The 23,414-nt window shown below is 65.7% G+C and carries 22 protein-coding genes; 8 read left to right on the forward strand and 14 right to left on the reverse strand.

What is annotated here, in order from left to right:
- Window positions 1-5: 5 nt before the first annotated feature.
- Both AB4Z00_RS03550 and dapE read right to left on the reverse strand, forming a co-directional pair.
- Window positions 6-1,325 (reverse strand): dicarboxylate/amino acid:cation symporter, encoded by a 1,320-nt coding sequence (locus AB4Z00_RS03550; protein ID WP_314464865.1) that lies wholly within the window; start codon window positions 1,323-1,325, stop codon window positions 6-8.
- Window positions 1,326-1,441: 116 nt separating this feature from the next.
- A complete protein-coding gene (gene dapE, locus AB4Z00_RS03555) occupies window positions 1,442-2,590 on the reverse strand; it encodes a succinyl-diaminopimelate desuccinylase (protein ID WP_442044966.1) in 1,149 nt (382 codons plus the stop codon).
- A 68-nt stretch (window positions 2,591-2,658) separates the two neighbouring features.
- Here dapE and AB4Z00_RS03560 point away from each other — a divergent pair, with 68 nt between their 5' ends.
- A complete protein-coding gene (locus tag AB4Z00_RS03560) occupies window positions 2,659-3,123 on the forward strand; it encodes a cupin domain-containing protein (protein ID WP_442044967.1) in 465 nt (154 codons plus the stop codon).
- A 15-nt stretch (window positions 3,124-3,138) separates the two neighbouring features.
- Here AB4Z00_RS03560 and AB4Z00_RS03565 read toward each other — a convergent pair whose 3' ends face one another.
- The 8 genes from AB4Z00_RS03565 to rpmH form a co-directional block, all read right to left on the reverse strand.
- Window positions 3,139-3,801 carry a glutathione S-transferase family protein gene (locus tag AB4Z00_RS03565; protein ID WP_132264871.1) on the reverse strand — a complete coding sequence of 221 codons (663 nt, stop codon included), beginning with the start codon at window positions 3,799-3,801 and terminating at the stop codon, window positions 3,139-3,141.
- Between the two features lie 261 nt (window positions 3,802-4,062).
- Window positions 4,063-5,064 carry an inorganic phosphate transporter gene (locus AB4Z00_RS03570; RefSeq protein WP_132264869.1) on the reverse strand — a complete coding sequence of 334 codons (1,002 nt, stop codon included), beginning with the start codon at window positions 5,062-5,064 and terminating at the stop codon, window positions 4,063-4,065.
- Window positions 5,065-5,080: 16 nt separating this feature from the next.
- On the reverse strand, window positions 5,081-6,232 hold the full coding sequence (locus tag AB4Z00_RS03575; RefSeq protein WP_132264867.1) for a DUF47 family protein: 1,152 nt from the start codon (window positions 6,230-6,232) through the stop codon (window positions 5,081-5,083).
- A gap of 334 nt (window positions 6,233-6,566) precedes the next feature.
- The gene (gene yihA / locus AB4Z00_RS03580) at window positions 6,567-7,208 is read right to left on the reverse strand and encodes a ribosome biogenesis GTP-binding protein YihA/YsxC (protein WP_132264866.1); all 642 of its coding nucleotides are present in this window, start codon (window positions 7,206-7,208) and stop codon (window positions 6,567-6,569) included.
- Window positions 7,209-7,215: 7 nt separating this feature from the next.
- Window positions 7,216-8,982, reverse strand: coding sequence for a membrane protein insertase YidC (gene yidC / locus AB4Z00_RS03585; protein ID WP_132264864.1), 1,767 nt, complete (start codon window positions 8,980-8,982; stop codon window positions 7,216-7,218).
- A 58-nt stretch (window positions 8,983-9,040) separates the two neighbouring features.
- Entirely contained in the window at window positions 9,041-9,286 is a 246-nt protein-coding gene (gene yidD, locus AB4Z00_RS03590) for a membrane protein insertion efficiency factor YidD (protein ID WP_442044968.1), read from the reverse strand.
- Window positions 9,283-9,768: a ribonuclease P protein component gene (gene rnpA / locus AB4Z00_RS03595; RefSeq protein ID WP_442044969.1), complete on the reverse strand. Its 486-nt coding sequence runs from the start codon at window positions 9,766-9,768 to the stop codon at window positions 9,283-9,285. Before rnpA ends, yidD begins: the two co-directional genes overlap by 4 nt.
- Window positions 9,769-9,981: 213 nt before the next feature.
- Entirely contained in the window at window positions 9,982-10,116 is a 135-nt protein-coding gene (gene rpmH, locus AB4Z00_RS03600) for a 50S ribosomal protein L34 (protein WP_086494189.1), read from the reverse strand.
- 310 nt (window positions 10,117-10,426) lie between these two features.
- Here rpmH and AB4Z00_RS03605 point away from each other — a divergent pair, with 310 nt between their 5' ends.
- Window positions 10,427-10,669 (forward strand): hypothetical protein, encoded by a 243-nt coding sequence (locus tag AB4Z00_RS03605; RefSeq protein ID WP_243654159.1) that lies wholly within the window; start codon window positions 10,427-10,429, stop codon window positions 10,667-10,669.
- Window positions 10,670-10,731: 62 nt separating this feature from the next.
- Here the strand turns inward: AB4Z00_RS03605 and AB4Z00_RS03610 are convergent, their stop codons facing one another.
- Entirely contained in the window at window positions 10,732-11,949 is a 1,218-nt protein-coding gene (locus tag AB4Z00_RS03610) for an acyltransferase family protein (RefSeq protein ID WP_442044970.1), read from the reverse strand.
- 78 nt (window positions 11,950-12,027) lie between these two features.
- Entirely contained in the window at window positions 12,028-12,852 is an 825-nt protein-coding gene (locus AB4Z00_RS03615; protein WP_442044971.1) for an alpha/beta hydrolase, read from the reverse strand.
- Between the two features lie 163 nt (window positions 12,853-13,015).
- On the opposite strand from AB4Z00_RS03615, the gene AB4Z00_RS03620 reads away from it, so the two are divergent.
- From AB4Z00_RS03620 to AB4Z00_RS03630, 3 genes are all read left to right on the forward strand, one after another.
- The gene (locus AB4Z00_RS03620; protein ID WP_442044972.1) at window positions 13,016-14,524 is read left to right on the forward strand and encodes a YifB family Mg chelatase-like AAA ATPase; all 1,509 of its coding nucleotides are present in this window, start codon (window positions 13,016-13,018) and stop codon (window positions 14,522-14,524) included.
- A gap of 123 nt (window positions 14,525-14,647) precedes the next feature.
- Entirely contained in the window at window positions 14,648-15,487 is an 840-nt protein-coding gene (locus AB4Z00_RS03625) for a hypothetical protein (protein ID WP_442044973.1), read from the forward strand.
- Between the two features lie 85 nt (window positions 15,488-15,572).
- A complete protein-coding gene (locus AB4Z00_RS03630; RefSeq protein ID WP_442044974.1) occupies window positions 15,573-16,457 on the forward strand; it encodes an EamA family transporter in 885 nt (294 codons plus the stop codon).
- 44 nt (window positions 16,458-16,501) lie between these two features.
- Here the strand turns inward: AB4Z00_RS03630 and AB4Z00_RS03635 are convergent, their stop codons facing one another.
- The gene (locus tag AB4Z00_RS03635; RefSeq protein ID WP_132265334.1) at window positions 16,502-17,227 is read right to left on the reverse strand and encodes an esterase/lipase family protein; all 726 of its coding nucleotides are present in this window, start codon (window positions 17,225-17,227) and stop codon (window positions 16,502-16,504) included.
- 77 nt (window positions 17,228-17,304) lie between these two features.
- Entirely contained in the window at window positions 17,305-18,099 is a 795-nt protein-coding gene (locus AB4Z00_RS03640) for a DUF3617 domain-containing protein (RefSeq protein ID WP_442044975.1), read from the reverse strand.
- Between AB4Z00_RS03640 and uvrB the strand changes: the two genes are divergently transcribed.
- The 3 genes from uvrB (at window position 18,083) to AB4Z00_RS03655 (ending at window position 23,378) form a co-directional block, all read left to right on the forward strand.
- Window positions 18,083-20,269, forward strand: coding sequence for an excinuclease ABC subunit UvrB (gene uvrB / locus AB4Z00_RS03645; RefSeq protein ID WP_132264852.1), 2,187 nt, complete (start codon window positions 18,083-18,085; stop codon window positions 20,267-20,269). The genes AB4Z00_RS03640 and uvrB overlap by 17 nt on opposite strands.
- A gap of 349 nt (window positions 20,270-20,618) precedes the next feature.
- Window positions 20,619-21,728, forward strand: coding sequence for a helix-turn-helix transcriptional regulator (locus AB4Z00_RS03650; RefSeq protein ID WP_243841053.1), 1,110 nt, complete (start codon window positions 20,619-20,621; stop codon window positions 21,726-21,728).
- A gap of 144 nt (window positions 21,729-21,872) precedes the next feature.
- Window positions 21,873-23,378 (forward strand): acetyl-CoA hydrolase/transferase family protein, encoded by a 1,506-nt coding sequence (locus AB4Z00_RS03655; RefSeq protein ID WP_132264851.1) that lies wholly within the window; start codon window positions 21,873-21,875, stop codon window positions 23,376-23,378.
- The last annotated feature ends 36 nt before the right edge of the window (window positions 23,379-23,414 follow it).

The raw sequence follows: 23,414 nt of genomic DNA on the forward strand, positions 1-23,414 counted from the left end.
CCCCGTCAGCCTTCGTACTGCTCGGGGTCGATATTCAGGCCCCGGCGTCCTTCGGACGACGAATGCGTCGGCGCCCTGGGCATTTCCTCTTCAGGATCGACCAGGGGCTGCAGCATGCCTTCGCTGCGGGTAATCACCGCCGTCGCCACGGCATTGCCCACCACGTTGGTGGCCGAGCGGCCCATGTCGAGGAAAGTGTCGATCCCCAGCAGCAGCGCGATGCCTTCCACCGGCAGGCCGAACTGCGTGAGCGTGGCCGCGATCACCACCAGGCTGGCGCGCGGAACGCCGGCAATGCCCTTGGAGCTGACCATCAGCGTCAGCAGCATCAGGATCTGCGTCCCGATCGGCACATGGATGCCGTAAGCCTGCGCGATGAAGATCGAGGCGAAGCTCATGTAGATCATCGAGCCGTCAAGGTTGAAGCTGTAGCCCAGCGGCAGGATGAAGCCCGAGATACGGCGCGGCACGCCGAAGCGGTCCAGCTGCTCGAACAGCTTGGGCAGGCTGGCTTCAGAAGAGGCGGTGGAGAACGAAAGCAGCAGCGGCTCGCGGATATAGCGGAACAGCGTGACGATCCGCCCGCGCAGGAAGATCCCGCCGATCAGGAACAGCAGCAGCCACAGCAGCAGCATCGCGAAGTAGAATTCGCTGACCAGCACGCCGTAAGTGACGATGATGCCAAGGCCGCGCGTGGCGATCACGCTGGCCAGCGCGCCGAACACCGCGAAAGGCGCGAAGCGCATCACGTAGTCCGTCACTTGCAGCATCAGCTCGGACAACGCTTCGCTCACCTTGACGATGATGGCCCCGCGCTCGCCGATGGCCGTGAGGCCCACGCCGACGAAGAGCGAGAAGACCAGGATCTGCAGGATGTTGTTTTCGGCCATCGCGTCGACGGCGCTGCTCGGGAAGATCTCCAGGATGAAGTGGCGCAGCGTCAGTTCGCCCACGTCCAGCTTGCCGAGGTCGGCTCCGGTATCCAGCCCGGCGCCAACGCCTGGCTTGAACAGGTTGACCAGCACCAGGCCGAGGCCCAGCGAGATCAGGCTAGCCGAGATGAACCAGCCCAGCGCCTTGCCGCCGATGCGGCCCAGTGCCGCACTGTCGCCCATGCCCGAGATGCCGGTGACGATCGTGGCGAAGACCAGCGGCGCGATGATCATCTTGATGAGCTTGAGGAAGACGTCCGGCAGCAGCCGGAAGTAGTCCGACCACTGCACCAGGCGTGGATCGTCGGCAGCCAGGGTGGCATGAAGCGCCCAGCCCACGAGAATGCCGAGCACCATGCCGACCAAGATATAAAGCGTCAGGCGCCTGCCCATTCCCACCTCGCAACAAAATTGCTGGCAAGACTAACAGCGTGACCCGTGCGGTCAACGTCGCCGGCCGGACTTACCGTCAGTTCCAGCCACCGGGCCGCTCCCGCAGGAGCCGGCGTTCAGCCCTTCGCCAGCGCCGCTTCGGTCACGCGGCGGAAGATGCGGACCAGCACTTCGAGATCGGGGATCGCCACGGCCTCGTCGCGCTTGTGCATCGTCGCGTTCGAGAGGCCGAACTCGATCACCGGGGATAGGTCCTTGAGGAACCGCGCGTCGGAGGTGCCGCCGCTGGTCGAAAGCTCGGGTTCCACCCCGGTCTCGGCGCGGATCGCTTCGGCTAGCATGGCGGAAAAGGCGCCGGGCTCGGTGAGGAAAGCCTCGCCGGAGATCACCGGACGCGCGGTGCCGCCGTGGCGCTCCGCAATCTCGGCCACGCGGGCCGAGAGGCTCTCGCCAGTGTGGAGATCGTTGAACCGGATCGAGATACGCGCCGAGGCCCGGGCCGGAATCACGTTGGTGGCGACGTTGCCCACGGTGAGGTCGGTCACCTCCAGGTTGCTGGACTGGAACCAGTCGGTGCCTTCGTCGAGCACAAGCGCATCGAGTTCGGCCAGCATGGCCACCAGCCTGGGAATCGGATTGTCGGCCAGGTGCGGATAGGCGACGTGGCCCTGCACGCCTTCGACCTCCAGCCAGATGTTCACCGAACCGCGGCGGCCGATCTTCATCATGTCGCCGAGGCGGTGGACCGAAGTCGGCTCGCCGACGAGGCAAAGGTCGGGGATTTCGCCCACCGCGCGCATATGATCGATCAGCGCCAGGGTGCCGAAGCGCGCGGGGCCTTCCTCGTCACCGGTGATGATGAAGCTGATCGTGCCCGCATCCGCCGGGATCTGCGCGGCCGCCGCGACCATCGCGGCGATCGACCCCTTCATGTCCACCGCGCCGCGGCCGTAGAGCAGTTCGCCGCGCACTTCGGGCGCGAAAGGCGCGCTGCTCCAGCCCTCGCCCGGGGGCACCACATCGAGGTGCCCGGCATAAGCGAAGTGGCGCGAGCCCTCGGGGCCCTTGCGGATCGCGAAGAGATTTTCGACCGGGCCATCCGGCGCTTCTCCCGCCAGGAAACGGTGGACGTGGAAGCCGAGCGGCGCCAGCTGGCCCTCCAGGCAATCGAACACCGCGCCGGTGGCGGGCGTCACACTGGGGCAGGCAAGCAGGGCTTCGGTGAGTGCCAGGACACTCGCGGGGGTCTCAACGGCTTCGGTCATGCCGCGGGCCATTGCACAGGACCGCGCCCAAGACCATAGCGGAACGGCCGTTTCGGGGAGTGATCGCCATGCCCAAGATCGATGTCGAGACCATCGCCGCGTCCAATCGCACCGGATATCCGGAGCCGTTCGATGCGGCGGTCGCAGGACGATGGTGGCGGCGGCTCGCTCCGGCCGGCGGACTCAGCGAGATGGGCGCCAGCCATGTCGTGCTCAAGCCCGGCGCCTGGTCGAGCCAGCGCCATTGGCACGAAGACGAGGACGAGCTTCTGGTCATGATCGCCGGCGAAGCCGTACTGGTGGAGGACGGCGGCCGCACCCCGGTCCGCGCGGGCGAGATCTGCGCCTGGCCCAAAGGCGTCCGCAACGGCCATCACCTCATCAACGAGAGCGACGCGGACTGCGTGTTCGTGGCCATCAGCGCCGGCAACCCGGACGGTTCCGGCGCTTATCCGGACATCGACATGACGTTCGATGCCGAGGGCTATCATCACCGGGACGGCAGGCCGTATCGCACGGCTCGTACCCGCTGATCGGCCGCTGATCGGCTATTCGACCGGGTTCTCGTACTGTTCGATCACCCAGTCCTCGGCCTCGGCAGCGTTGATCCACTGCTGCATCCATTCGTGCTCCCACACCGCCTGCATATAGGCCTGCGCGAAGCCGGGAACGCCGATGCCATACGTGAGGAACCGGCTGACGACCGGCGCATAGATGATGTCGGCCGCACCGAACGTGCCGAACAGGAAAGGACCGCCCTTGCCGAACCGCGCACGCGCCTCGGCCCAGAGCGTGAGTATGCGCACCACGTCGGCGCGCACGTCGTCGCCCAGCGAGACGCCCTGCACCCGGCTGCGGATGTTCATCGGGCAGGCCCGGCGCAGCGGCATGTAGCTGGAGTGCATTTCCGCCACCATCGAACGGGCCATGGCGCGCGCGGCATCGTCCTTGGGCCAGAACCGGTCGCGGCCGACCTTGTCGGCAAGATATTCGATGATGGCCAGACTGTCCCAGACCACGGCTTCGCCGTCCCACAGGATCGGCACTTTGCCGTGACTGGGCGCGAGATCGTCGGAGCTGCGCTTGGCCTCCCAGTCGTCTCCGAACAGCGGCACCGTGATCTCCTCGAAGGCCAGGCCCGACTGCTTGCAGGCCAGCCAGCCGCGCAGCGACCAGCTCGAGTAGTTCTTGTTGCCGATAATAAGCTTCACTGCGCAGTTCCCCGTAGGTCGATCATCGGGCCTATCGGTTCAGACTGGCAAAGTCGAGGATGAACGGCGTCGCAAGATGTCGCAGGAGAGCGAGGATGACGGCCGGAGATCGCCGACCTCCTGCGCCGCCAATACCTTAGTCTCGCGCCTTGCACCGCAGGACTTATCGGCAGCCCCGGAAGGCGCCCACGGCGCCGGACCGCGAGCAGCATCGCCGTTCCGCGCCCCTGGGGGTCACCCCCCGGGACCGCTCCTGTCCGGTCAGAACAGCCGCGTCAGTTCGAAGAACAGGGCGCCGACGATCGCGCTGGCCGGGATCGTCACGAACCAGGCCACGATCACGCGGCTCGCGACCGACCACCGCACGGCACTGGCCCTGCGCGCGGCGCCGGTGCCGACGACGGCGCCGGTGATGGCATGGGTGGTCGAGACCGGAATGCCCATCGCGCTCGCCCCGAAGACCACGATCGAGCCCGCGGTCGAGGCGCAGAAGCCCGAGTGGTGGTTGAGCTTGGTCAGCTTGGACCCCATCGTCTTGATGATCTTCCAGCCGCCCGAGAGCGTGCCGATGGAAATGGCCGCGTAGCAGCTGATCACAACCCAATCGGGAACGTGGAAACCGCCCTCCAGATGCCCGGTCGAATAGAGCAGGACGGCGATGATGCCCATCGTCTTCTGGGCGTCGTTACCGCCGTGGCTGATCGAATAGGCGGCCGAGGAGAACAAGTGCAGGGTCTTGAAGATCCCGTTGGACGCGCGCGGCGTGGTGCCCTTGAACAGCCAGGAGGTCAGCAGCATCATCGCCATGGCAATGAGGAAACCGAGCACGGGCGAGGCGACGATGGCGATCACCGTCTTCACCGTACCTTCGGATTCGATGACCCCCGGCCCCGCCGCCGCCACACCGGCGCCCAGCAGGCCGCCGATCAGCGCGTGGCTGGACGAGGAAGGGATGCCCTTGATCCAGGTCAGCACGTTCCAGAACATCGCGCCTACCAGCGCTCCGAACACCACGGCGGGCGTCACGGCGTCCTTGTCGATGATGCCCTTGCCCACCGTCTCGGCGACATGAAGGCCCATGATCCAGTAAGCCGCGAAGTTGCCGAATGCGGCGAACAGCACGGCGACGACCGGCGAAAGCAGGCGCGTCGCCACCACGGTGGCGATGGCGTTGGCGGCATCGTGAAGGCCGTTGAGGAAGTCGAACGCCAGCGCGAGCGCGACGAGGCCGATCAACAGCGGCAGTGCGAGCGTATGATCCATGGTGAAAGGCCGCCGGTCAGGCGTGGTCGATCACGAGACCGTCGATCTCGTTCGCGATGTCCTCGAAACGGTCGACCACGCGTTCGAGGCGCCGGAACATTTCCTGGCGCACGATGAAGTGCAGGGCATCGCCCTTTTCGCCATTGGGGCCGGTATCGGCCTTGAAAACGCGCTTCAGGCCGGCCGCGTGGATTTCGTCGGCATGGCCTTCCATGCGCACCAGGCGCTCGGTCAGCTCGTGCAGGCGATTGCCGTTGTCCGCGATCTTGCGCAGGAGCGGCATGATTTCTGCCGTCAGACGCGCGGCGTCGACGATGATCGCCGCCATGTCGATCATCTCCGGTTCGAACTCCGCGACCTCATAGAGGTTCACGGCGTTCGCCACCTGCTGCATCTCGTCGATGGCATCGTCCATCGTGGTGATGAGGCTGGTGATCGACGAGCGGTCGAACGGGGTGAGGAACGTGCGGCGCACCGTCTGGAGCACTTCGCGGGTGATTTCGTCGGCATCGTGCTCGCGCTCACCCACTTCGCGGATGTGCTGGGCGCGGCCGGCCCCGCCCTGCGCCAGGCGGGCGAGAGCGTCGGCACCGGCCACAAGCGTGGCGGCCTGCCGCTCGAACAACTCAAAGAAGTCGCCCTGCTGCGGCAGCAACTTCTGGAACCAGGCAAACATGGTATTGATCCCTGTCTTGTCCGCCATCCGGTCAGCCACCGCGCCGATGAGGCGGGCGGGACTGGCCGCGGCGCGAAACTCGCGCGCGCCGAACGAACGGATCAGCGCGCGCAGGTCCTCTTCGTCGACCGCCTTAGCGGCCTCCGCCATCGAGAACCAGCGGCGTTCGCGCTGATGCTGTTCGTCCCAGGAGTCAAGTTCCTCGGTGACTGCAAAGGGAAATACATCCACATCCGCCCACACCGATGCGCCCGAGGCGCGCCGCTTGCGATAGCGATAGGAGCCGAGCGGAATGGGGCAGGCCGCGCCGCGAACGCCGGCTTCTTCCTCTGCTTCCACGGCAGCCGCCGCGTGCGGAGGGAGGCCCTTCATCAGCCCGCCCTTGGGAATGACCCAGCGGCGCGTCTGGCGCGAGGTAATCAGAAGAATCTGAATCGGCGCATCAACCGAAGGCCCGGTGGCGCGATAGGGAAGAACGGCAATCTGGCGCATGGCGAGACTCCTTCTTCTCATTGACGCGACCGAGCGCCTCTAGGCGAACCATCACCGTCACGCAATCGTCACATTCGCACTTTTCCGGATGCTTCGTGCAAGTCCGTCCGGTCCGCAACGATCATCGCCCGGCAAGCCGTGAATATCAAAGGAGAAAAGGGTCATTGCGGAGCTATCGCCGCATGTCCCGAAGCGGGACCGGGGCATCGGCAGGCGCCTATTGCGCCCCTCGGATCACGCCTACCTCTGCCGCGAAACAAGCCGGGCGACAGAGGGGTATCGACAAGAACGGGCGGGATCGGCGCCGTGAAGGCCCCGATCCCGCCCGTTCGGTTCAGGTCTGCGAATCGGAGAGCACTGCGGCCCGAAGCTCGGCGATGCCCAGCCCCTTCTCCGAAGAAGTGACATGCACCTCAGGATAGGCCGCCGGGTGCTTGCGCGCCTCGGCAATCGTCTCGGCGTGAACCTTTTCCAGTTCGCTCGCCTTGATCTTGTCGGATTTGGTCAGGACGATCCGATAGCCGACGGCGGCTTCGTCCAGCATCTTCATCATTTCGGCATCGACGGTCTTCACGCCGTGGCGCGCATCGACCAGCAGCAACGTGCGTTTCAGCGCCACGCGGCCGCGCAGATAGTCGCGCACCAGGCGCCGCCAGGTCTCGACGACCGCAGGCGGCGCCTTGGCGAAGCCGTAGCCGGGCATGTCGACAAGGCGGAACTGCAGCGGCTCGCCCACTTCGAAGAAGTTCAGCTCCTGCGTGCGCCCCGGCGTCACCGAGGTGCGCGCGATCGACTTGCGGCCGGTCAGCGCATTGAGCAGCGATGACTTGCCGACGTTCGACCGTCCGCAGAAGGCGATCTCCGGCGAATCGCCATCGGGTAGGAACTTGAGCGCGGGCGCGCTCTTCAGGAACGTTACCGGTCCCGAAAAGAGCTTGCGCGCCTGCTCCATCAATTCTGTGTTTTCTTCTTCCATGTCAGTCTCAGGCCTTGCGTCCGGCGGTGCGCGCCTTGTCCTGCGCGTCCTTTTCGGCCTGCGCCCGCAGTTGCGGATGACGGCTGTAAAGGAACTGCTGCTGCGCAATGGTCAGGATATTCGAGGTGATCCAGTAGACCAGCAGGCCCGAGGCAAACGGCGCCATCACGAACATCATGAACCACGGCATCAGCGCGAAGACCTGCTGTTGGGCCGGGTCCATCTGGGCCGGGTTCAGCTTGAACTGGAAGTACATCGTCACGCCCAGCAGCAGGGCCAGCACGCCAATGGCAAGGAAGCCCGGCGGGTTGAACGGCAGCAGGCCGAAGAGGTTCAGGATGTGCAGCGGATCGGGCGCGGAAAGGTCCTTGATCCAGAACACGAAGGGCTGGTGGCGCATCTCGATCGCCAGCATCAGCACCTTGTAAAGCGCGAAGAACACCGGGATCTGCAGGAACATGGGCAGGCAGCCGGCAAGCGGGTTCACCTTTTCCTGCTTGTAGAGCGCCATGATCTCAAGCTGTTGCTTCTGCTTGTCGTCCTTGTAGCGCTCCTGGATCGCCTTCATCTTCGGCTGGATCGCGCGCATGGCGGCCATCGAGGCGAAACCGCGCTGGGCCACCGGGAACATGATGCCGCGAACGATCGCGGTCAGCAGGATGATGGCCACGCCAAAGTTGCCGACCAGGCTGAACAGCTTGGTGAGCAGCCAGAAGATCGGCTTTTCGAACCAGCGGAACCAGCCCCAGTCGATCGCCAGCCCGAAGTTGGCGATGCCCGACTTTTCGTAGGCGTCGAGCACCTTGTGCTCCTTGGCGCCGGCGAACAGCTTGGTTTCGCGGGTCAGGCTCTGGCCCGGCTGGATCACCGACTTGTCATAGACAACGTCGGCGCGGAAAATGCCGTTGCCCTGCGAACGGAACGTGCCCTGGGCCTTGGCGTTGACCGGGATGACGGCCGACATCCAGTAGACGTCGGTGAAGCCGATCCAGTCGGTATTGCCCGGCTGCGGCATCGTGCCGTCCTTGGCGAGCGCGTCATACTTCGGACCGAAAGCGACCGAACCGTCGAACGCGCCCACGCCGCCGGTACGCAGCGTCCAGGCATAGGCCGCCGCGGTACGGTCCGTACGGTTCACCAGCGCGAAGGGCTGGATCGCCACGGCGCCCGAGCCACGGTTCTGGATCTGCTGGTCGGCGGTGATCAGATAGTTTTCATCCACCTTGAGCGTGATGGAGAAGAGTTGGCCCTGGCCGTTGTCCCAGGTGAGGACGACAGGCGTCGACGGCGTGAGCCGGGCGCCCTGCGCCACGGTCCATACCGTCTGCGCGGTCGGCGCGGCCACACCTTCGCCGACCCAGCCGAACTGGGCATACTGCTGCGCCGGGGTTCCCGAGGGCGAGAACATGCGGACCGGACCCGAATCCTTCTCCACCGTTTCGCGGTGGCGATTCAGGACGAGGTCGTCGAGCAGCGCGCCGGTAAGGTTGATCGAGCCCGAGACGCCGGGCGCGGCGATGGGAACGCGGCCGGGAGCGGCGAGCGCGGTCTTCAGGTCCTTCTGCTCCAGCGCCAGGTCGGCCGCATCGCGCAGGCCGCCTTCACGGGTGGGCTTGCCGGCACTGGCGGCCGCATCGGTCGGGTTTCCAGCATTCTGGGCGACCGGCGCCGGCTTGTTGGCCTGCGGATAGAAGTACCCCATCCCGGCTTCCCAGCCGAAGAGCACGAGCGCGGTCAGGACGACCGCCAGGATGATGTTGCGCTGCTTATCCACGAAGGTTTTCCTGTCGTATTCGCGTCCGCGGCAGCGACCAGGGCTGCCTCGATTTCATTCAGTCAGGGACGGGGTCGTAGCCGTGCCCACCCCAAGGTTGGCAGCGCAATATACGCTTGAACGCCAGCCAGCCACCCTTAATCGCACCATGCTTGCGGACCGCCACGATGGCGTACTGCGAGCAGGACGGCGCATAGCGGCAGGTCGGCGGCATCAGGCGCGACGGGCCGAGTTGCCAGGCCCGCGCCACCAGAATCAGCAGGAGCCCGGGCACGGAAGCCAGGATGGCGAGCACCCTTTTCACGGCCGCGCGTCCTTGTTCGAGGCGTCCGAGCCCCCGCCAGTGCCGCGCCCGTTACTGCCGCCCATCTTGCCGGGGCCGCCTTTGGGCGGGCTGCCCTTGCCGCCCGGGCCACGCTTGCGGCCGCGATGGCTGCGGGGCGGATCGCCCTTGCCGGCATGGGCGCGGCCGAGCGCCGCCAGCAATTCGTCGCGAAGCAAGGTGAAGTCCCGCTCGACGCCGTTTTCGCGCCCGATCAGGACGTGATCGGTATCGGCCAGGCCGTGCTCCGGCAGCATCTCGCGCAGCAACGCCCGAAAGCGCCGCTTCATGCGGTTGCGCACGACGGCATTGCCGATCTTCTTGGTGACGGTAATCCCCGCCCGCATGCCCTGCCCACCATTCGGCTTGGCCAGGAGCACGAAACCGGCGCGCGCGACTCGAAGACCGCCGTTGGCCGCAACGAAGTCGGCCCTTCTGGTCATCGTGGAATAGGCGCTGGTCATTGCGGTCGAAGATAGGGGCGACGGCTCTCGATCACAAACGGCGCCCTTCGCAAATGGCAGGGATCGCCAGAACAAGCGATCGTGAGCCGCGCGCGGCGCCGGATTGCGGCCGCCCATACGGCGGCGGCCCGTGCCGCCACCCGAATCCCCGAAGGCAGGGGAACTCGGATGGCGGCACGGGCCGTGCCGCATCCAGCCGTGAGGCTGGAAGACTTAGGCCGAAAGCTTCGAACGGCCGCGAGCGCGGCGCGCACGAAGCACCTTGCGGCCGCCGACGGTCGCCGTGCGGGCGCGGAAGCCGTGACGGCGGGCGCGAACAAGGCGGCTGGGCTGGAAAGTGCGCTTCATGACGGTCCTCGAAATTCAAATACGGCCCCGAAGGACCCGAACAAAAAGGGCCGCCCAAAGAAGGTCGACCGCAAAACAGAAGCGCGCCGTTACTGGACCGGTGCGGGAGAGTCAAGGCAAAGGCACATGAAACGGCAGATCCGAAGAGGCCTCCGGCGCACCGAGGCTGCCCTGCCTGGATCGCCTTCGCCATTACCCACAATGCCCCTGCGCGTCTACTGGAGCGCCACGTCCCGAGCCTCCCCATCCATGTTAGCATCGCGGCCGAAGGCCGGTTTTCGGCGGCAGAAACGGTGGGTGCGGCGAAGCGATGGCGATGGAAGAGCGTATCAGCGTGCTGGTAGGATGGGCCTCGCGCGACCTTGGCCCGAACATCCTGCTCGAACTTCAAACCTTCGAAAAGGAAGGCTGGGACTCCGGCGACGAGCCCGACAACGCCCGATTCTTCCTGACCCGCAGCCAGGCCGCGGTCCTGGCGAATCACCTGCTTCAGGTCAGCGGGGCACAGCGGCCCGCGCGGCGCAGCGGTTGGCTCGGCTCGCTCTTCAAATAGAACGCCTCGCAGGCCGCACCTTCTGCCAATTCGCTCGGATCCGCCCCCTTGCGCGCGAACGGTCAGCGCCAAGGCGCTCGGGCAAGGGGATTCGATTCGCTCCGGCGTGAGAAGGGCATTGCCCGCTTTCCTTCTGCAGATCCCGTCAGGCGGCGGCAGAATCGCAGCAGGGGCCGCTCGACCATGAGGTGCGTCACGCCGCCTACGAAGCAGGCAAGGACGACCACGGGCAGCACCAGCAGATACTGCGGTATCCGCGCCACTTCCGGAGATCTCAGGGCCAGGCCGTAAGCCATCAAGACGAAGAAATGAGAGAGATAGAGGGCGTAGGAAGCATTGCCCAAGGCAACGAGCGCCTGCACGACACGCCCAATCCAGCCGCGGCCACCACTTTCCCGCACCCCCAGCAGGCCGGCAACGATCACCGCTCCCGCCGTGCCCCAGGTAGCAACCCTGCCCCATCCGCTGAGGCCATGCGTCGTCTCGTGGGCTACGAACAGCGGCGCGACATAGAGCAGGGCGAAACCGCAGAGGACGAGCAAAGCCCCAAGTCGGGTTGCGCGCAGGCCCGCGATCAGCCCCGAATGAAACTGCGCCAACCCCAGGCCCAGCAGGAATTCGAGCGGGATCGGATCGGTAAGGAAGCGCCGGATCTCGCTTTCCGGCAGGCCATGAGCCAGCAGCAGGACCGAGACGATGATCCCGCCCGTCCCCAGCAGCGTGGCCCTGCGAGAGCCCGCCATCAGGCAGACCGCGAAGACCAGATAGAAGTACACTTCGTAGACGAGCGTCCAGGCCACCCCGATGATCGGCTGTCCGCCGGGGAGCAGCGCCAGGCCGGCCACGATGTCTCCGGCCGAGAGCGTGCGCGATTGGAAGAACCCCAGGGCCATGAGCGACAGCATCGCCAGGCAGGCAAGCCAGTAGAGCGGATAGATCCGCGTGGCGCGCCTTTGCAGGAAAGCGGCTGGCGAAGGCGCGGGGCGCCCTGGAACAAGGCTGGTATGAGCCATGATGAAGCCGCTGATGACGAAGAAGATGTCGACTCCGCCGGCTCCCCCCGTAGTGAGCCAGTCCGGACTGAAAGCGCCAGGGACGCCGTTCGACGTTTCCAGCGCATGGTGAAAAGTGACCGACAGGGCGGCCAGCGCCCTTGCCACCTGAAGCCCGACCAGCGAACCCGAAGCGCCGCTATCGGCCGCGTCGGTCCTGTTCAGACGCTTTTGCCCGTGTCGGTTGCCCGCGCCGTTCTCCGCCAAATCCATTGCATCGACCCGCATTCCGCGCCAGCCCCCCGCCCGCGCAACGGATCGATCATGCTGTGGATCTCAGCTCTCCTCCAAAAGAAGACAGGTCCGTTATCGTTGCAACAGGGTAAGTTGCGTGGAGGTCCAGCTGCGCGTCCGGTCCAGCTTGACCCAGCGCGCCATCTCTTCCGCCCCGAACCAGCGCGCGGATTCGAAGGGAATGGCATTGGTCATCGCATAGAATGCCTGCGCTTCGCGAAGATCCATTCCCATCTGCTGGTAATAGTCCAAATATCGGCGGTTTTCCGGTGCATTGGCCGCATAGTCGCGCGGGGTGCGCCCGGTATCGTCGAGCCAGGCATGAACGGCGAATTCCGACCCCGGATCGGCATAGCGGAGCCGCCCAGCCAGAAACAGCTCCACGGCGCCGGATCGCACCGAGCCACCGGTGGGTACATGAGTCGTAAGCCCGCGCGCCCGGATCAGGCGTCCCAGCCGCAGATTGGCAAGATCGTCCTCGGTCCCCGGGCACTCAATCATCTCCAGTTCGGAGATATTCGGATAGTCCCGCAGCAGCGCCGCAAACTGTTCGGGGCTGCGCGAATCCGTGGCATCCACGAGTGCGGCATGCGTGCCGTCGATCACGCGAAACGGGCCGTAGCGGGCGATCCCGCGCGGAATGCCGGCAGGCGCGGACTGCCAGAACGCAGCCTGCTGCTGCGCATCCTGCGCAAGGCTCTGTTCCTCGTCAGCCGCCGCCAGAGCGACTTGTTCGACATAGTTGGGATCGACCAGCCCGGCGGGGCCGGAGCCGGTCCCGGCCTCCACCAATTCGTAGGAAATCCTGCCATCCCGCGCCGCGACCGAGCCTGCTCCGAACAAGGCGGAGGTCAGGATCGCCAGAGCGGAAATGGAGGCAAATGCGCGCATGTCCATGAGATGCAGTCCATCTGCTTACTCAAGTCACTAAAGCTAAGGTTAAAACACTTTAACCTAATGGACAACTGCAATTACTTGGGTCAAATTTCGTTATACAACGTGCTTAATATTTTGATTACGACCGCCGCTCTGATTACGATTGCATCAAGGAATTGCTTGCGTGGTCGCTCTCGTTTCCACTGTCGCCTACTTGGGGTTGGAAGCGCGTGCGGTTGAGGTCCAGTGCCAGGTCGCGCCCGGAATGCCGGGTTTCGCGCTGGTCGGACTGCCGGACAAGGCGGTGGGAGAAAGCCGCCAGCGCGTGAGCGCGGCCTTGACGGCCATGGGCCTGGCCCTGCCGCCCAAGCGTATAACCATCAACCTGTCCCCGGCCGATTTACCCAAGGAAGGCTCGCACTACGATCTGCCCATCGCGCTGTCCCTGCTGGCGGCCATGGGCATCGTCRACAGCGAGCAATTGGCCGACTTCGTGGCGGTGGGCGAACTCGCACTCGATGGCYGGGTGATCCCTTCTCCCGGCGTCCTGCTGGCCGCGCTTCACGCCAGTGAGCGCGACCTCGGATTGATCTGCCCGGCGGCGCAGGGCAGCGAGGCACGCTGGGCCGACGGCATTCCAGTGGTGGCCGCGCCCAACCTGGTCAGCCTGCTCAATCACCTGAAGGGCACGCAAGTGCTGCCGCAGCCCGAGCCCGGCCGCGCCGATCCGCCCAAGCGCGGACCGGACCTGAAACAGGTCAAAGGGCAGGAGGTCGCTCGCCGCGCGCTGGAGATCGCTGCGGCCGGGTCGCACAACCTGCTGATGAGCGGCCCTCCGGGCGCGGGAAAGTCGCTGCTCGCCGCCTGCCTGCCCGGAATCCTGCCCGAACTTACGGCCGCAGAGGCGCTCGAAGTCTCGATGATCGCTTCCGTCGCGGGTACTCTGGAGGAAGGCCGCATCAGCCGTGCCCGGCCGTTTCGATCGCCGCATCACTCCGCCTCGATGGCGGCCTTGACCGGCGGCGGCCTCAAAGTGCGCCCCGGCGAAGTCTCGATGGCCCATCTCGGCGTGCTGTTCCTGGACGAACTGCCGGAATTCCAGCGCGCCGTGCTCGATTCGCTGCGCCAACCCCTGGAGATCGGAGAAGTCACCGTCGCGCGGGCCAATGCCCATGTCACTTATCCGGCCCGGGTCCAGTTGATCGCCGCCATGAACCCCTGTCGCTGCGGCTATCTCAGCGATCCCGCGCTCGCCTGTTCCCGCGTGCCCAAGTGCGCGGCCGACTACCAGAGCAAGGTCTCCGGCCCCCTGCTCGACCGTATCGATCTTCATGTGGAGGTGGACCCGGTGCGCGCGGTAGACCTTGCGCTTCCTCCGCCCAGCGAGAGCAGCGCGCAAGTTGCCGCCAGGGTCGGCCAGGCCCGGGCGGTCCAGACCGCGCGCTTGGCGGGAACAGGCAACCGCACCAACGCCGAACTCGACGGCGACCTTCTGGAGACATACGCAACGCCGGACGAGGCCGGCCGCAAGCTCCTCATGCAAGCGGCCGAGGCGATGCATCTCTCTGCACGAGGTTACACGCGCATCCTTCGGGTTGCGCGCACGATCGGCGATCTGGCGGGGGAGGAACAGGTAAAACGTATCCACGTTGCGGAGGCGCTCAGCTATCGTCGGCGGCCACCGACGGGCTGAGCAAGAGGATGACGCATGCCTTCGATGCCGACAATCCTGGTTTCTTGCCTGGCCCTATCGCTCGGAGCAACGCCCGGGCGAAGCGAACCGCCCTCGATCACACCTGCTGCCGAGACCTGCCCGGTGCCGGAGGGTTGGGCCGAAATCGCGAATCTGCAGCCGCGTTATATCGTCTTCGGGGAGCTTCATGGAACGCAGGAAAGCCCGGCATTCGTCGGTGATCTGGCGTGCGCGCTCGCCTCGCAAGACCAGCGCGTTCTCCTTGCCATCGAATTTGACTCGGGCGCCGATGCCGCCTTGCAGGACGCTTGGCGATTACCTGCGAACCAGTTCGCGCAAGCCTTGCAGAAGTTCGGATGGAAGGGCCGCACGGATGGCGTCGCCAGCGAGGCGATGTTCGCCATGCTGGTTCGTCTTCACCGGCTGAAGGATGCAGGCCGCCCGATCGACGTGGCGGCGTTCAACGGCCCGCGCGACGAATCCCAGCGCAAGCGCGTCGCCCATCTTGCGGGGCAAGGTCCGCATGAGGCCGCCCAGGCGGAGAATATTCACGATGCCGCGAGCAACGGCAGCTATGACCGCGTCCTGGTTCTGGTCGGCGGGTTTCATGCCGAAACGGTTCCTTACGGCGAAGGCGCAAAGAGCTTCGACCCGATGGCAGCACGCCTCGCCCGGACCGGCCGCGTGGTCAGCCTGGAAATGCGCTTCGCTGCCGGCAGCGCATGGAACTGCATTGCCAAGCCCGGCAGTCGTTTCGAACCTGGACAGGCCATTCCCAAGGACGCGATCGAGTGCGGCAACCATCCCGCCAAAAGCGACGTCGATCTGAAACGCGCACCCTTCATGCAACTGGGAGCCTTTCCGGGAGAAGCGCCGATAGCAGGCTTCGACGGCTTTTTCTGGCTGGGATCGGTCCACGGGTCTGCGCCTCAAGTTCGGGCGGATCCACCGGAGCAGCGATAGGCAACACCACAAAGAGAGCAGCGGAAATCCTGCCCTCCCCACTATCGGCTTGCCCCGCGTCGCCAGTGCAGGCATCGCGCGGGGCATGACCGCGACGACCGACCGCACCGTACTTCTTGCCGGCCTCTCCATCGTCGTGGCGCAAGCCTCGATCAATCTGGGCGCCGCCTTTGCCAAGAGCCTGTTTCCGGTCGTGGGGCCGGAAGGCGTCGCGGCCCTGCGCACGACGATTTCGGCCGTGATCCTGCTGGCCCTGGCCCGCCCCTGGCGCAGCCGCGTGACCGGGCGGCAGCTTCGCTGGCTGCTGGTCTATGGCCTCGTGCTCGGCGGCATGAACCTGATGATCTATTGGGCCTTCCGCCGCATCCCCATCGGCATCGCCGTCGCCATCGAGATCTGCGGACCGCTGGCCGTGGTCCTGGCGACCTCGCGGTCGCTGCGCGACTTCCTCTGGCTCGCCCTGGCGCTTGGCGGACTGGCCTTGCTGATACCCTGGCCCGGCCGGGCGCAGCCGCTCGACCTGGCGGGAATCGGCTTCGCCCTGGCCGCCGCGGCTTGCTGGGCACTCTATATTCTCTGCGGAAAGCGCGCCGCCGAAGTGGGCAGCACGACGGCGGTCTCGATCGGCATGACCGTGGCCTGTCTCGTCACCGTGCCGTTCGGGATCGCCTCGGCACCCGCAAGCCTGCCGCTCCACGCGCTCGGCCTGGGCATTGTCGTCGCGATCCTGTCGAGCGCCCTGCCCTACATGCTGGAGATGCGCGCGATGGGGCAGCTCTCCAGCCGAATCGTCGGCCTTCTGAGCAGCATGGCCCCCGCGCTCGGCGCCATAGTGGGGTTCCTGGTGCTGGACGAGCGGCTGACGGCGCTGCAATGGCTGGCCGTGGTGATGATGATCGCGGCAAGCGCCGGGTGCTCCCTCGGCGCAAGAGCGCCAGTGGCCAAGGCGCGCGACGACGTGATGGCCTGAACGGAAGCCCGCATCGGGGCATTCGCAAGCCAGCGTCGACCCGCTCAGTCCTCGATGTCGAGTTGCCGGAGCACTTCGGCGATGACTCGCGGATCGCTGGCGAAACCCAGGTGCGAGCAGCGGATCGGCACGGCCCGGTCGCGTTCATGCGGCCAGCCGCAGGCCGAGCGCGGGTGGATCACCCCGTCGCGCGGGCTCCACAGCGCCACTGTCGGCACCGGCGGCTTCTCGGCGAAGTCGCAGTCGATCGGCGGCGCGTCCACCGAGTGCCCGGTCACCACCTGATAGGCGCGCCAGGCATTGTTGGCCCTGGGATCACCGGAAAACGGCGTGCCCATCGTCACCACTTTGCCCACGCTTGCGGGTTGCCGGCGGGCGATTTCGCGCGCGAACAGCCCGCCGAGGCTCCAGCCGACCAGGGTGATCGGGGCGCGGTGCCGCCGGGCCAGCGCGCCGACCCGGCGCATCAGGAACTCGAAATTGTGCTGGTTGGGGCCGAAGTTGAAACCGAGGCCCCATTCGTGAACTTCGTGCCCAGCCTGTGTCAGCGCCTCGGCCATCGGCTTCATCCGGTTGGGATGAGCGCCGAAACCGGGCAGGAGCATGACGGGCTGCGGGTGAAGCGCGGTCTCGATCCCGAGCAGCTTCTTGCCGCCCCGGCGCAGCGAGGCCAGTTCGGCAAAGAACAGCCGCAGCGACGGCTTGCGGACACCCTCCGGATGCGGCTCGCGCGCAAGCGCAGCGCGGCGCACGATGGCGCTGCGCATCATGTCGAGTTGGCGCGGGGCCTGACCGTTCACTTTACCCTTCTAACTCCTGTACGGTCGGGCCCTGCCGAAACGGGGCCTTATCCCTGACAATCTCCGATGCGTTTCGTGGTGACATGCATCGTCATCTTCATCTGCCCACCGGGCTGAGAGCCCATCTGGGGCCCACCGCTCATATCCATCTTCACGGTGATGTCCGAGTTGTCCTCGGCCACCGTGCCGTCGAGCGTCAGAACGGCCTTGCCGCCTTCCTTCGACGCACATTCCATTTGGGCATCCAGCTTCCCGCCATCAACGTCGAAGCGCGAATAAGTGCATTCCCGGCCCTGCCCCACATCGTGGAACATGTCGCGATAGCCCTTTTCGGCTTCGGCGGACGTCAGGCAGAAGTTGCTGACCTGAGACTTCTGAAGCGTCGACTTCATCTGGTCTGCCATCTGCTTGGGCAGCCCTGGAACGTCGATCTGCTTCACTTCGCTGGTCTGCGCATACTGTCCGGGGCGCGGTTTGTCGAGCTTGGCGGCTTCCTGTCGTACTTCTTCCTGCGACTTGCCCGGTGCGCCCGCCGCCTCGCCGGACTTCTCCTTCGATCCGCAGCCGGCCGCCAGAAACGCCAGGCCCATCGCTGCAAGGGTCATGAATGGCTTCATATCAGCACCTTCCTTCGCACCGTTTCGTGACGCAAGACGTATCACCGGCCCTTCGCCGCCACCATACCGGAGGGGGTTCAGGGCGGGGGCGCGCGCCGGTGCCGTACAAAAACAGCCGAACCGCCGTTTTCGCCCGACTTCCGGGTCGGATCCGCATAGAACCCGACTCCCATTGCGGGCCCGTGGCACATACCCCATATGTTCTGCCATGGCAGAGCTGATCATTCGCCGGGGCCTTGAGGAACCGGACACCTCGGGCACGTTCGTCCCCCACAAGCCGCAGCGACCCGACAAGTCGATGCCCGGCCGGCCCTTCAAGGTCGTTTCCGAATACGAACCGAACGGCGACCAGCCGACGGCCATCGCCGATCTCGTTTCCACGGCGGGCGACGGCGAGAAGACGCAAGTGCTGCTGGGCGTCACCGGATCGGGCAAGACCTTCACGATGGCCAAGGTGATCGAGGAATTGCAGCGCCCGGCGCTGATCCTGGCGCCGAACAAGATCCTGGCCGCCCAGCTCTATGCCGAGATGAAGGACTTCTTCCCCGAGAACGCGGTGGAATACTTCGTTTCCTACTACGACTACTACCAGCCCGAAGCCTACGTCGCCCGGTCCGACACGTACATCGAGAAGGAAAGCTCGGTGAACGAGGCGATCGACCGCATGCGCCACTCGGCCACGCGGGCGCTGCTGGAGCGGGACGACGTGATCATCGTCGCCTCGGTCTCGTGCCTCTACGGCATCGGTTCGGTCGAGACGTACTCCGCGATGATCTTCGACCTGAAGACCGGCGACACGCAGGACCAGCGCGAGATCATCCGCAAGCTCGTCGCGCTGCAGTACAAGCGCAACGACGCCGCCTTCACCCGCGGCACCTTCCGCGTGCGCGGCGACAATCTGGAACTGTTCCCCTCGCACCTGGAGGACACCGCCTGGCGCATCTCGTTCTTCGGGGACGAGATCGAGGAAATCGCAGAGTTCGATCCGCTCACCGGCAAGAAGGGCTCCGCGCTCGAAAAGGTGCGGGTCTATGCGAATTCGCACTATGTGACGCCCGGCCCGACGATGAAGCAGGCCAGCGAAGCGATCCGCTTCGAACTGACCGAGCGCCTGAAGGAACTGGAAGCAGAAGGCCGCCTGCTCGAAGCCCAGCGGCTGGAACAGCGGACCAATTTCGACCTTGAGATGATCGCCGCCACCGGCAGCTGCGCGGGGATCGAGAACTATTCCCGCTTCCTCACCGGCCGCCTGCCGGGCGAGCCGCCGCCGACATTGTTCGAATACCTGCCGGACAACGCGCTGCTGTTCGTGGACGAAAGCCACCAGACGGTGCCCCAGATCGGCGCGATGTCGAAAGGCGATCACCGCCGCAAGATCACGCTGGCCGAATACGGCTTCCGCCTGCCGAGCTGCATCGACAACCGCCCGCTGCGCTTCAACGAGTGGGACGCGATGCGGCCGCAGACGATTGCCGTCTCCGCCACGCCCGGCCATTGGGAAATGGACCAGTCCGGCGGCGTCTTCGCCGAACAGGTGATCCGCCCCACCGGCCTGATCGACCCGCCGGTGGAGATCCGCCCGGTCGAGGATCAGGTGCAGGACTGCATCGTCGAGTGCAAGGCCACCGCCGAGAAGGGCTATCGCACCCTCGTCACCACCCTTACCAAGCGCATGGCCGAGGATCTCACCGAGTTCATGCACGAGGCCGGCGTGCGCGTGCGCTACATGCACAGCGATGTCGAGACGCTGGAGCGCATCGAACTGATCCGCGATCTGCGGATGGGCGTCTACGACGTGCTGGTGGGCATCAATCTCCTGCGCGAGGGGCTCGACATTCCCGAATGCGGGCTGGTCTGCATTCTCGATGCCGACAAGGAAGGCTTCCTGCGCAGCGAAACCTCGCTGATCCAGACCATCGGCCGCGCCGCGCGCAACGTGGATGGCCGGGTGATCCTCTATGCCGACCGCATGACCGGATCGATGGAGCGTGCCATCGCGGAAACCGACCGCCGCCGCACCCGCCAGGAAGAATACAACACCCAGCACGGCATCACTCCCCAGACGATCAAGCGCCGCATCGCCGACATCGTGGCAGACACCGCCAGCCGCGACGGCGTGCTGGTGGACATCGACGCAGAGGGCCAGAACAACCTCGTAGGCCACAACTTGCGCGCCTATATCGAGGACCTCGAAAAGAAGATGCGCGCTGCCGCTGCCGACCTCGAATTCGAGGAAGCCGGCCGCCTGCGCGACGAGATCAGGAAGATGGAAGCCAGCGAACTGGGCATCCCCGACGAGCACAAGAAAGCACCGATCGTCGGCCGCAGCAACGAAGGCAAGCCGGGAACCCGCAAGACGCGCTATGGGAAAGTGCAGCGAAAGTGGGGCAAGTAGCCGGCTTCCGGGCGTAAAACAGCTCCAGATGTCGAGCTGGCTGCCAAAGGCTGCCTGAAGGCTTCGGCCGAACACGGCATGCCGATCCCGAGCCGCGCTGCCACCCGTCCATCCACGCGGCCGGCCGATCTGGCGGCCTCGCGCCCTTCCCCGCGAAAAGAAAAGCCCGAGACCTGCGGTGCAGGTCTCGGGCAGTTATCTCAGGATGGCTTGTCGCCGATCCCTCGGGTCGCGATTCGGTTGTGGACCCGTTTCGGATCAAGGGCATACCATGTTCATGGTAGCCGCCCGGAAGCTGCGTTCGATAACAGGACTTGTTAAGCACGCCCGGCCGTTCCATGACGGATTCGTGGGCAGGGACAGGGACGAGACGCGCGCGGACGATCTGGCTGGCCTTTTCGCGCGCGCGCCGTTCGAGGCCAATGGCTGGGACACGGCGCTGAAAGCGCTCGCCAGCCACACCGGCTCGGCCCGCGCGCAATTGCTGGCGCTGGGCGAACGGCACGCCGCATTCAATTGGGTGACGGACGCCAATCCCACATTCCTGACGGAATTCGACACGATCGGGGGATATCGGCCTGACGTTAACTACCGGGTCGCCACCACGCGCGCGCCGCTCGAACTGACTTGGGAAGTTCATTACACCGCAGCACGCGCCATTTCGACGAACGAGGCCTACCTCGATTACGTGCGCCGCCACGATGCCGAATTCGGGGTGCAGATGGTGCTCAGCCAGCGCCCCGGCGTGCTTTTCGGGCTTGCCGCGCTCCATGGCCAGGCCGAAGGGCATACGACCGAGGCCCAGCGCGAAGTATTCCGCCGGATCGGACCAACCGTGCTCGATGCGATCCGGCTGCAGGACGCGATCGAGCACCAGGGCGCCGCGCTGTTGAAGGGCTCCCTCGAATCGATGAGCAGCGCGGCCATCCTGCTCGACGCGGTCGGCAAGGTCTGCGGCATGACATCGGCCGCGCAGGCCCTGCTCGGGCCCTGGACGCTCCAGGTCCGCTCCGCCGCGCTCCACGCGGTGCGGCAGGATATCGACCAGCGGCTCCAGGCCCGGATCGCCGCCGCGCTCGCCGGTCTGGACACCGGCCCCGCCGATCTGTGGCTGCGGAGCGAGGACAGCCTGATCCTCATCGACGTGCGCACCCTGCCGCGGCAGGACTGGTCCTTCGGCTTCGCCCCGCGGGTGCTGGTCACCTTGCGCGCACCGCTTGCTGCCAGCCACGTCCCTGCGCGGAGACTGGCCGAGGCGTTGCACCTGACCACGGCCGAAGCGGAAGTCGTGATGTTGCTGGCCCAGGGCCATTCGCGCCAGACCGTGGCGCAGATGCGCAAGGTCAGCGTCCAGACCGTCGTCGCGCAGTTGCGCACCATCTTCCAGAAGTGCGGCGTCAACCGCGAGGCGGAACTGGTGGCGATCGCCCGAACGGTGATAGAAATGGCCTCGCGATAAGGCCGGAAAAGGGCGCGGAGCATCGGCCGCAGGGCCATTTTGTCATGCATCCGCCGCAACCGTCTGGTTGGACTTTGCACTGGATTCGCCGCCCCCGGAGGCCGACTGGCGCAGCAAAGGTCAGTCAGAAAGGATGAGGTTGCCATGCGCATCGAGAGTGTTGAGCTTCGTTCAAAGGTCATGCCCGCAGAAGAGGCCGCGCGCCTGATCGAAAGCGGCACCGCCGTGGGCATGAGCGGTTTCACCGGATCGGGCTATCCCAAGGCCGTGCCGCTGGCTCTGGCCGCGCAGATCGAGGCCGAGCACGCCGCCGGCCGCGCTTTCAAGGTACGCATGTGGACCGGCGCATCGACCGGCCCCGAACTCGACGGCGCGCTGGCGAAAGCGGACGGCATCGAGTTCCGCCTGCCCTACAACTCCGATCCCATCGCCCGCGAACGCATCAACAAGGGCGAGATGAACTACTTCGACATGCACCTTTCGCAGGTGGCACCGATGGCCTGGCAGGGTTTTCTCGGTCCGCTCGACACGGCGGTGATCGAAGTCTCGGGCATCCGCGCCGACGGCAGCCTGATCCCCTCCTCCTCGGTCGGCAACAACAAGACCTGGTTGGACCGCGCTTCCAAGGTGATCCTCGAAGTGAATTCGTGGCAGAACGAGGCGCTGGAAGGCATGCACGACATCTACTACGGCACTGCCCTGCCGCCGAGCCGCGTACCGATCCCGCTGGTGAAGCCCGATGACCGCATCGGCGAGCCTTACCTCAAGGTCGATCCCGCCAAGGTCGTCGCCGTCGTCGAAACCGACCGGCCGGACCGCAACGCGCCTTTCAGCCCGCCGGACGAGAAAGCCAAGGCCATCGCCGGCCACATCCTGGAATTCCTGAACCACGAAGTGAAGCTGGGCCGCCTGCCCTCGGCGCTGCTGCCGATCCAGTCGGGCGTGGGCAATATCGCCAATGCCGTGCTGACCGGCCTGGTCGACTCGCCGTTCGACAGCCTGACCTCCTATACCGAAGTGATCCAGGACGGCATGCTGGACCTGCTCGATTCCGGCAAGCTGCGCATGGCCTCCGCCACTGCCTTCTCGCTCAGCCCCGAGGCCGCCGCGCGCGTCAATGCCGACATGCACCGCTACCGCGACAAGATGATCCTGCGCCCGCAGGAAATCTCGAACCACCCCGAACTGATCCGCCGCCTGGGCTGCATCGCCATGAACGGACTGATCGAGGCGGACATCTACGGCGCGGTGAACTCCACCCACGTCATGGGTTCGCGCATCCAGAACGGCATCGGCGGTTCGGGCGACTTTGCGCGCAATGCCTATATCTCGATCTTCATGACGCCCTCCACCGCCAAGGGCGGCAAGATCTCGGCCATCGTGCCGCAGGCCAGCCACGTCGATCACATCAACCAGGACGTGCAGGTGATCGTCACCGAGCAGGGCCTGGCCGATCTGCGCGGCCTAAGCCCCAAGGAGCGCGCGCATGTCATCATCGCCAACTGCGCGCACCCGGACTATCGCCCGCTGCTGGAAGACTACTACGCCCGCGCGCTGAAGGGCTCCTACGGCTTGCAGTCGCCCTCGCTGCCGGGCGAGGCGCTATCCTGGCACCAGCGCTTCATCGATACGGGTTCGATGCTGCCTTGAAGAATTCGGGCGGCACCCCCGAGCCGTCCGAACGCC

This window comes from Novosphingobium sp. YAF33 (assembly GCF_052113265.1).
Classification (GTDB): domain Bacteria; phylum Pseudomonadota; class Alphaproteobacteria; order Sphingomonadales; family Sphingomonadaceae; genus Novosphingobium.

What these genes read in the sequence shown, in the direction of transcription:
- AB4Z00_RS03550 (WP_314464865.1), bottom strand. Translation starts at nt 1,325, where the DNA reads ATGGGCAGGCGCCTGACGCTTTATATCTTGGTCGGCATGGTGCTCGGC.
- dapE (WP_442044966.1), bottom strand. Translation starts at nt 2,590, where the DNA reads ATGACCGAAGCCGTTGAGACCCCCGCGAGTGTCCTGGCACTCACCGAA.
- AB4Z00_RS03560 (WP_442044967.1), top strand. Translation starts at nt 2,659, where the DNA reads ATGCCCAAGATCGATGTCGAGACCATCGCCGCGTCCAATCGCACCGGA.
- AB4Z00_RS03570 (WP_132264869.1), bottom strand. Translation starts at nt 5,064, where the DNA reads ATGGATCATACGCTCGCACTGCCGCTGTTGATCGGCCTCGTCGCGCTC.
- AB4Z00_RS03575 (WP_132264867.1), bottom strand. Translation starts at nt 6,232, where the DNA reads ATGCGCCAGATTGCCGTTCTTCCCTATCGCGCCACCGGGCCTTCGGTT.
- yihA (WP_132264866.1), bottom strand. Translation starts at nt 7,208, where the DNA reads ATGGAAGAAGAAAACACAGAATTGATGGAGCAGGCGCGCAAGCTCTTT.
- rnpA (WP_442044969.1), bottom strand. Translation starts at nt 9,768, where the DNA reads ATGACCAGCGCCTATTCCACGATGACCAGAAGGGCCGACTTCGTTGCG.
- rpmH (WP_086494189.1), bottom strand. Translation starts at nt 10,116, where the DNA reads ATGAAGCGCACTTTCCAGCCCAGCCGCCTTGTTCGCGCCCGCCGTCAC.
- AB4Z00_RS03605 (WP_243654159.1), top strand. Translation starts at nt 10,427, where the DNA reads ATGGCGATGGAAGAGCGTATCAGCGTGCTGGTAGGATGGGCCTCGCGC.
- AB4Z00_RS03610 (WP_442044970.1), bottom strand. Translation starts at nt 11,949, where the DNA reads ATGCGGGTCGATGCAATGGATTTGGCGGAGAACGGCGCGGGCAACCGA.
- AB4Z00_RS03615 (WP_442044971.1), bottom strand. Translation starts at nt 12,852, where the DNA reads ATGGACATGCGCGCATTTGCCTCCATTTCCGCTCTGGCGATCCTGACC.
- AB4Z00_RS03630 (WP_442044974.1), top strand. Translation starts at nt 15,573, where the DNA reads ATGACCGCGACGACCGACCGCACCGTACTTCTTGCCGGCCTCTCCATC.
- AB4Z00_RS03635 (WP_132265334.1), bottom strand. Translation starts at nt 17,227, where the DNA reads ATGATGCGCAGCGCCATCGTGCGCCGCGCTGCGCTTGCGCGCGAGCCG.
- uvrB (WP_132264852.1), top strand. Translation starts at nt 18,083, where the DNA reads ATGGCAGAGCTGATCATTCGCCGGGGCCTTGAGGAACCGGACACCTCG.
- AB4Z00_RS03640 (WP_442044975.1), bottom strand. Translation starts at nt 18,099, where the DNA reads ATGATCAGCTCTGCCATGGCAGAACATATGGGGTATGTGCCACGGGCC.
- AB4Z00_RS03655 (WP_132264851.1), top strand. Translation starts at nt 21,873, where the DNA reads ATGCGCATCGAGAGTGTTGAGCTTCGTTCAAAGGTCATGCCCGCAGAA.